8 protein-coding genes are annotated in these 8,474 nt (G+C 64.6%); 6 read left to right on the forward strand and 2 right to left on the reverse strand.

Annotated features, from left to right (window positions below; genetic code table 11):
• From ccsA to KDH09_08280, 4 genes are all read left to right on the forward strand, one after another.
• Positions 1–184, forward strand: a 184-nt coding sequence (gene ccsA, locus KDH09_08265; GenBank protein MCB0219671.1) for a cytochrome c biogenesis protein CcsA, incomplete at its 5' end; no start/stop codon positions are given.
• An 8-nt stretch (positions 185–192) separates the two neighbouring features.
• Positions 193–813: a YihA family ribosome biogenesis GTP-binding protein gene (locus KDH09_08270; GenBank protein ID MCB0219672.1), complete on the forward strand. Its 621-nt coding sequence runs from the start codon at positions 193–195 to the stop codon at positions 811–813.
• Entirely contained in the window at positions 810–1,490 is a 681-nt protein-coding gene (locus tag KDH09_08275) for a zinc ribbon domain-containing protein (GenBank protein ID MCB0219673.1), read from the forward strand. Before KDH09_08270 ends, KDH09_08275 begins: the two co-directional genes overlap by 4 nt.
• A gap of 45 nt (positions 1,491–1,535) precedes the next feature.
• Positions 1,536–2,327 (forward strand): hypothetical protein, encoded by a 792-nt coding sequence (locus KDH09_08280; protein MCB0219674.1) that lies wholly within the window; start codon positions 1,536–1,538, stop codon positions 2,325–2,327.
• Positions 2,328–2,353: 26 nt separating this feature from the next.
• Here KDH09_08280 and KDH09_08285 read toward each other — a convergent pair whose 3' ends face one another.
• Together KDH09_08285 and KDH09_08290 are read right to left on the reverse strand one after the other, a co-directional pair.
• Positions 2,354–4,669, reverse strand: coding sequence for a protein kinase (locus KDH09_08285; protein ID MCB0219675.1), 2,316 nt, complete (start codon positions 4,667–4,669; stop codon positions 2,354–2,356).
• A complete protein-coding gene (locus KDH09_08290) occupies positions 4,666–6,453 on the reverse strand; it encodes a pentapeptide repeat-containing protein (protein MCB0219676.1) in 1,788 nt (595 codons plus the stop codon). Before KDH09_08290 ends, KDH09_08285 begins: the two co-directional genes overlap by 4 nt.
• Before the next feature lie 237 nt (positions 6,454–6,690).
• On the opposite strand from KDH09_08290, the gene KDH09_08295 reads away from it, so the two are divergent.
• Together KDH09_08295 and KDH09_08300 are read left to right on the forward strand one after the other, a co-directional pair.
• Positions 6,691–8,058 (forward strand): hypothetical protein, encoded by a 1,368-nt coding sequence (locus KDH09_08295; protein MCB0219677.1) that lies wholly within the window; start codon positions 6,691–6,693, stop codon positions 8,056–8,058.
• A 10-nt stretch (positions 8,059–8,068) separates the two neighbouring features.
• Positions 8,069–8,474 (forward strand): hypothetical protein (locus KDH09_08300; protein MCB0219678.1); only part of this gene is annotated, 406 nt, incomplete at its 3' end.

Below are 8,474 nucleotides of genomic sequence, written 5' to 3' on the forward strand. Positions count from 1 at the left end.
AGAGACCTGGGCGCTCATTACCTGGCTCACCTACGCCGCCTACATCCACATGCGCATGGCGCGCGGGTGGAGCGGTCGCAAGGCCAGCTCGCTGGCCATTGCCGGATTTGGTGTTGTGATCTTCACCTACCTGGGGGTAAACCTCTTCCTGTCCGGGCTCCACTCCTACGGCAGCCCCGGCTGAGGTAACCCATGCGAAAAGCCCCCGGGGCGAAGGGCTCGCGTCGCTGGCAGGATGCGGAGTTCATCCTTGCCGCCAGCGCGCCCGCCCACTGGCCAAAGCACAAGGCCGCCGAAGTCGCCTTCGCAGGCCGCTCCAATGTCGGCAAGAGCTCGCTGCTCAACGCCCTCGTAGGGCGCAAGGCGCTGGCGCGCGTTTCCGGCACGCCCGGCCGCACGCGCCAGATCGTCTTCTTCGAACTCTCCGCCAAGCTCTGCCTGGTTGACCTGCCGGGCTACGGCTACGCCAAGGTATCCAAGAGCGAGCGCAATGCCTGGGGTAAACACATCAACGCCTACCTGCAGGAGCGCGAGAACCTGGCCCTGGTGATCGTCCTGCTCGATGCGCGCCACGGGGCCAGCGACCTCGACAAAATGCTCATCGACTTTCTGGGCGAGTGCGAGATTCCCATCCAGATCGTCTTCACCAAGGCCGACAAGGTGCCCAAGACCAAGCTCAAGGCCCAGATCAGGCGCTTTGCCGAGGACGTCCTGCCCGGCTACGCCGAGCACGCGCTGGCCATTTCCAGCACCACCGGGGATGGAATCGACCAATTGCGCCGCCGCATTGAGGGAGTACAATCCTCGGAATGATCTGCCCTGAATGCGGGACCGAGAACAACAACTGGGCGCTGCACTGCAAGCGCTGCCAGACGCCCCTGCCCCGCGGCATGGATCGCTGGCTCTTTGCCGGCGCGATCTTGGTCGGTGTGGCTGTCTTCGGCATCATCCTCTCGCGCCTGGGCGTGATCGACAAAGTGCTCCAGCAGATCTACGCCATCGAGTTTTTCCCTGAAGAAGAAACCCCGGTGTCCGAAGCCGACCTGGCCGATCCCGAGGTGGTGCACCTGCTGCAACTGCCCAACCAGCAGTGGGAGTATCAGGAGCCCCAGAACCTCTCCGAATCCGACAGCAATGCCCGCGCCCTGGTTGCACTGGGACACAAGGAAAAGCTGGCCTTCGGCACGGTACTGGTCGAACCCACTGATCTCTCGTCCGAAGGGCTGGAATCGCTGGCGCTGGATCGCCTGAAGCTGCGCGCCGAAGAGTTCCGCGTGGTTCGCGAGGTGGACATCAACCTGGGCGGCGTGCCCAGCCGCCGCGCCGAGTTCATCATGGAAATGGGCGGGCTGATGATCCGCTACATGGCCACCTACGCCGTGAATGGACAAAAGGGCTACCAGATACTGTTCTGGTGTCTGGACTCGGATTACCCGGAGTTCGAACCCCAGTTCACCCAGTCACTTCAGAGCTGGAGCTGGGACCACTGATCTGATATTCATAGGGGTGAGGGCAAACATCCCGGAGACACCCGCGTGACAACGCGAACACTGGCAGTGCGCTGCCTGACTTTCGGCATCATCTTCCTGGCAATCCTTCTGGCATCCCGGTTCGCCCATGCCGAGAACTGGGTCATCGTGCTCGGCGAAGTAGAGATTCGCGAGCGCCCGGGTTTCTCCCAGCCCGTGCTGGAGAAGAGCCCGGAGTTTTCCCCCTACAAGGTGGTCAGCAAGGTCGAGGCCGATAAAGAAGGCTCGCAGACCTGGTACGAGATCGTCCTGCGCGAGGACCGGCGCATCAAGCGCAAGCGTGCCAGGGGCTGGGTCCTCGAGCTGCCTGACGATTCGGGCCCGCTCTCGAAGCCTTCGGTACCAGTCTACAAGACACCCGATGCGGCCAACCTGATCGGCAGCAAGCGCAACCACGAACTCACGCTGACCGGCATGCGCAGCCCCGACGGCAAGTGGCACGAGGTGCAGTTCGACGACAAGGTCGAGCACCTGCGCCAACAGGTGGGCTACGTGCCCGCTTCGCTCACCTGGCTGGAAGAAGACCCGGACCTCACTGAGCTGATCCCGCGCCTTGAACGCATCCGCAACTCCCAATGGCCCGCCAACTGGAAGGCCTTCTGCGTGCGCCGCACCATTCGCAAGGGATTCCCCCGCGCCGCGGTGGAACTGGCGCTGGGAGAGCCCACGCAGATCGGCAGCCCCGCCACGGACAAGGCCGACGAGGTCTGGACCTACCGCAAGGATGGCGAGATGGTCGGGATCTTTTTCAAGGGTGGCAAGGTGATCGGCTGGAAGAAGAAAAAGGCCGGGCGCTAGGCTGCCGCGCCGCTCTCACACGAACATCATTTTCCTGAGACGGCCTTCTTGAGGGCCTCGAAGACTTCGTCGGCGCTCTGGTAGCGCGCGTCCTTGTTCTTGGCCATCAGCTTGAGCACCACATCGGCGAAGTCGTCGGGAATCTCCGGAACGTATTGCTTCACCGACGGTGGCGGCGTGTGGACGTGGTGATAGGCAATATCGCCCTCCGGGAAGGGCAGCTCCCCCGTGACCATTTCGAAGAGCGTGACGCCCAGCGCATAGAGATCCGTCCGGTGATCGACGCCCTCGCCCGTTGTCTGCTCTGGCGACATGTAATAGGGCGTGCCGGCCACGCGGGTGGTCTGGTTGGTCACGTCCTTGAGGATCTTCGCCAGGCCGAAGTCCATGATTTTCACTTCTTTTTTGTCGGTCCACATGATGTTCGAGGGTTTGATGTCGCGGTGGATGACGTTGTTCTCGTGGGCGTACTGCATCGCCTTGCAGATTTGCCCGGCAATCACCAGCGCGGCCTTGTAGGGAATGCGCCCGTCTTCGACGAGCAGTTCCTTGATGGTGCGCCCCTCCACGTATTCCATGGAGATGTAGGTATCTCCCGCTTCCTCGCCCACGTCATAGACCGTCACGATGTTGGGATGATTGAGGGCGGCCGCGCTCTTGGCCTCGCGCATGAAGTTGTCCAGGGCCTGCGGGTGCGTCTTGAAGGCCGGCGGCAACACCTTGAGCGCGATCGTGCGATCGAGCATCGTGTCGCGCGCCTTGTAGACAATGCCCATGCCCCCGCGGCCGAGCTCGGACTCAACCACGTAACGGCGCTGGGCCGCCTGGGTGGGGGCCTGCTGGTCACCCTGATAGACGGTGGCGTCGAAGCGCCCGGCGCTGCTGCCCGAGCCCGTGATCCCGGCGCCGATTCCTCCCGAGGTCGCCAGCGGCGCCGAGGGCGTGGCCGGGCGCGACTGCATGAGTTTTTTCACCTCGTTCACGCGCTGCGAGACGTCGCGGAAGTGGTAGTCGGCCGTCAGGATCTGGTCGTAGATGTTGAGGGCCTTGTTGTACTGGCCCTCTTTTTCCAGGCAGATCGCCATCTGGTAGTAGACGGGGATGTTGTCCTGCCGCACTTCGTTGTCACCGACCGAGAGCTGGTAGTTCTTGATCGCCAGCGAGTGCATGCCCTTTTCGCGGAAAATATCGCCGAGCATGGCCTTGCCTGCGGCGAAGTCGGGTTCGCCGGCCTCGATCGCCTGGAGCGCGCGGATGGCCTGGTCGAAGAGGCCGCGGTCGAAATAGGCCTTGCCCACTTCGAATTTAGCGCCCGCTTTCTCGAACATCTCGGTGGCCTTGGCCGCGTCGCCGCTCTTCTGATACTCGGCGGCCGCCTCGTGCCAGGCCTGCGCGCTCTCGTAGGCACGGGCCGCCTTGAGGGTATCGCCCATCGCCGAATACGCTTCGGCCGCACGCTGATGCGCACCGGCTTTCTCGAACAACCGGGCGGCGTTGGTAAAGTCCTTCTGCTCTTCGTGAAGCTCTGCCGCGCGCGCGTATTCGCCGGCCCGCTCGAAGTGGGAGATAGCCTCGAGCACCTGTCCCTTCTGCAGGCAGATCTCGGCGCGCATGCGCTCGGCACCAGACTTGTCGCCGCTCTCGGCCAGGGTGCGCGCCGCTTCTTCGAGCCGCCCGCTGCGCGCCATGTAGTCGGCCGCGCGCTTGGCATCGCCGGCTTCGCGCAGCACTTCCGAAATTTCGCTGAAGAGCTCGGCGCGCTCGAGCACCTCGACCGCTTCGTCGATCTTTCCGGCGCGCGCGTAGAGCAGGCCGCTCTGCCGTGCCAGCCCGCGGGTGGCGTAGGATGCGGCAATGGCGGGCTGGTCCTTGAAGCGCTTGAGCGCGTCTTCGTAGGCGCGCATGTAGAGCTGGCCCGCAATGATTGACTGCCCGGCGCGGGCGCACACCTCGGCGGCGCGGCGGGGCATTCCAAGCTGCTGGAAGATGGAGCTCGCAGTATTCCAGTCACCGGCCTGCGCGGTGGCGCGCGCCTGGCGATAGGGTCGCCCGGCCTGGCCATAGGCCTCGGCCGCCTGTTTGAAGTTGCGGGCGCGCTCGAAGTGCTCTCCCGCGACGATGTACTGGCCGAGCTGCGCATACAGCGGTGCGGCATCGCCGTAACGACCGGCGCGCGCGTAGGTCGCGGCGGCCAGGTTCGTCGCCCCGGCGCCCAGATAGGTCTGCACCGCGTCGTCGTACTCGCCGGCGGCTTCGAAGAGCCGTCCGGCCTCCATGGCGTCACCGCCCTTGGCGGCCTTGCGCGCCTGTTTGGCGAGTTTTTTTGCTTCCGCTGGGTTCATTGCATCATCACCCGCCAGTAGATCAACCCCGCGGTGCTGGCCGCGATGCCGATGATCGAAATCACGCTTACGGCAAAGAACGTGCTGAGCGCGCCCGAGGGCCCGCCGCGCGCGCGCTCACCGGCATAGGCCCCGGCCGACCAGAACCAGGAGAGAAGCAGGAACACCGCGCTGGCCAGCAGCGCAATGGCAAACACCTGGGTCTTGAGCGGCTCGGGCAGCAGCGGTCGCTCCATCAGGGCGTAAACCCCCATGAGCACCCCCGGCCCGAAGAGCAGGCTCAGCCAGAGCGGTCCCGTGACCGGCGGCGGTCCGCGCCAGATGTTCGACTTTGCGGGTGCAGGTGCGGGCGGCGGATTCGCCGCCATGGGCATCGTCGGCGTCACTGGATGCTGCGCGGCCTGCTGGCTGTGATGGGCCGAGTAAGGGAGCCCGCCCCCGCTCACCCCGCCGAGCGGGGAGTCCGACATCACCTGCGTGAGGTTTGCCCCCTCGGCGTTGACCCCCGAGAGGCTGGTCTGCCGAAGGTCAACGCGCAGGAGCTGCGCCCCGCGCAGGTCGACCTGATCGGCCTTGCCCTGGGAGAGATCGCAATCCTCGATGGAAGCTTTCGAAAGATCCGAACCGGAAAGAACGATCCCCGGCAGGCGGCAGTGCTTGAGCACCGCGCCCGTGAATTCCGCGCCGGAGGCAACCGGCGCACTGCCCTCAAGCTGGGAGAGCTGCACGCCGCGCAGATCCGACCAGGAAAGGTCCGCCTGCGCCAGATTCGCCTTCACGCCCTGCGCACCCTGCAGAAAGGCGCCGCGCACTTCGGCACCGGTGAGATTCGCGCCGCTGAGATCGGCGCCGCGCAGATTCACGCCCGAGAGGTTGCTGAATGAGAGATCCGCGCCGCTGAGCACGGCTTTCTCCATGGTCGCATCGTAAAAGCTCGCCCCCTGCGCATGCACGGCGGTGAGGTTCACTTCCGTGGCCACCGCGCCCTCGAGGCAGGCGCAGCGCATGGAGGAGCCCTGCAGGTTGGCGCGCTCGAATTTCACACCCTCGAAGGCGGCTTCATCGAAATTGCAGGCGGCGAGCCGTGCGCCGCTGAAGTCGCAGGCGAAGAAACGCCCCTTTGGAAATGCCGTGCCGTTGGCCACGCATTGCGCGAAGCCGCACTCACGCCAGTGGGAGTTCGCATATTCGCCACGCTCGAGTTGCACGCCGTGGAAATCACACGAGACGAAGCTGGCGCCCTTGCCCTGTGATTCCGCCACCGAGGCATCGTTGAAACGGCAGCCCTTGAAGACCGCATCGCTCAGCGTGCTGCGCCCCAGCGATGCGCCGGAAAAATCACACTGCTCGAAGTCCGCTCCCGCGAAGTCGGTCCCCTCAATGCGGGCGCCGCGAAACGAGGCCCCCTTGCAGACAATGCCGGGCGCGCGGGCCTGGGCCAGTTGCACGCCCTCGGCTGCCGTGCCGTCGAGTTCTGCGGACTTGAGATCGGCGCCGTCGAGGTTGGCACCCTTGAGCTGGGTCTTGTGAAACTTGGTCCGGTGAAGAACCGCCTGCGAGAGACGCGCCCCGGTCAGGTCCACACCGCTCAGGTTGGCGTCGGTGAGATCGGCCTCGGAAAGATCGGCCCCGGCGAAGCTCGCCCCGGTGAAGTCGAGACCGACCAGGCGCGCGCCCTGAAGCGAAGCCTTGGGCAGGTGGATCCCCTTGAGGTCCAGGTCCGCCTTGGACTCGTTGCTCTGCAGCCGGGCCACGAGCTGATCTTTCGTCAGAACATTCGCCATGAACTCAGTTCTACCGTTTGAATGAGCGAAACGATAGAAATATCGTCCCGAAAATACAAAGCATCCGCCAGGATCGTTCCAGGAGGGCCCCGAATGTGATTTGGCGCAAACCTGAATGACTCCGGGGGGTTGCGTTTACATGGTTTTACCTTCGGGGTGGTGTTCGGCGCCCGCCGGGGCTATGATTGATTCCCAGGGGAGACGGATGCGGGGGCGGCGTTCTCCCTGTTTGAATGTATGAAACGGGTCTTTCCAGACCTTCGCTTCCGCGGCTTGGTTGTTTTCATCCTGTTGTGCCTTGCGGGCACCTCGTTTCCCACAGCAGCGGATGCGCAAGCGGTCAGTGCAGAGCACTTTTCCGCCGAGCTCGCACAGCGTCTCGGCTACCGGGCTCCTTTTGTCCCGGAGTCCGAGCGCGGCAAGGTCCTGCGAGAGTTTCTGGCCGGCAAATCCCATGAGGATCTCCCGCCCCAGGGCTTTCTAACGGCAACGCCGAACATCGCCCTGGGCAGCGAGCAAGACCCCAACAATCCGAAAAATCTCTCCGTGGTGAGCCCCTCGGCCACCGGCGAGGTCGAGTACAGCTTTTTCCTCATCCGCCCCGGACAGCTTCGTGCCGAGGGACGCGTGCGCGGCGGCACCCAGCTCTGGCAGATCAATGAGGCCGCCCCCATCGCGCTCCATACCGGCGGGGAGTGGTCCCAGGTGGAACTGCCCCCCGTGTGGCTTGAAGCCGGTGAGCACCGGCTGCGCATCGCGGTCCCCGCCGGCGGCGAGGTGGGGTCGCTGCGGGTACATGTTCCGTGCGTGCAGCCCATTCTTCCCGAGGACCTGCAGGGCAGTGCCGAGGAACTCAACTTCGCAGACAAGACCACCGCGATGATTCGTGCCTTCGACCGCGAGGACCTGCTTCCCGACGCCGATGAGCCACCCACCACCGTGAGCGCCGAAGAGTACGACGCCGCCGGCTCGGAAGCACAGATGCAGGGTACCGGTGATACGCCGTATCTCGAATCTGCAGGCGGCGTGAGCAAGGCCGTATTCATCGTCGACGTGAAGCAGCAGGGGGTCTACACCCTCAAGGCCATGATCGCCGGCGGCGGCGCCAGCAGTTGGGACGTGAACGGCTGCCGCGTCAGCTCCATGCCCCCGGCCCGGCGCGCTTCCCAGGAATTTTCCGAGGAAGTCATCGGCTCGGTCCTGCTCAATGTCGGCCCCCAGAAGATCGAGATCGCCCTGCGACCGGGCCTCAAGCTGGCAAGCCTGAGCCTGCAGCGGAAGAAGACCGACCCCGGGAGTTACGCGAAGGTGGCAGAGAACCTGGGCCTTTCCGAAGGCGCCCCCGGCGACCCGGTGACCGAGGCCGCGCTTTTGCGGAACCTTTCCTCGCCGCTGCTGGCCGAACGGCGCCGCACCCTGGAGGATACCGACGAAGATCCGGCGGGGCTGTCACCGGGCAGCGATCAGTTCGTGTTCAAACCAACGCCGGGGCCCGACGACAACGGCGACGGCGACGGCCTGCCCTCCGACGACCAGGACGAGCCCTATCATTCCCCCGTAAGCCCCTACCTGCCCGACCCGCTTTCGGGCGCCGGAGCGCTCTAGCAACCCTGACATGCTCCATGCCCGGTCCCAATTTACTGTCATTCTTGTGGGCGCGCTCATCGCCTGGCTGCTCCCGTGCGGCCAGACCCACGCGCGCGCAAAGAACGACCTGGGCTTCAACATCGGCGCCGGGGCCGGCTTCACCGACAACGTGCGCGGTTCACGCACGGGCTTTGCCAAGGAAAGCAGCGTCTATTTTTCCGGAGAACTCGGCGCCTCCTATGCGCGGCGCCTGACCTTCGGTGATTTCTCTCTCGAAGCCGGGGCAACCGGATCGTTCTACACCCACGACGACAGGTGGAATCAGATTTTCGGGGTCGTCAGTGGCGAGCTGATCGTTCCGATCTCCAACCGGCTCCGGTGGGAAATCCGTGACCAGTTCCGTCCCTCGCCGGTGGACTTTACGGATGTGGACA

This window comes from Chrysiogenia bacterium (assembly GCA_020434085.1).
Classification (GTDB): Bacteria; JAGRBM01; JAGRBM01; order JAGRBM01; family JAGRBM01; genus JAGRBM01.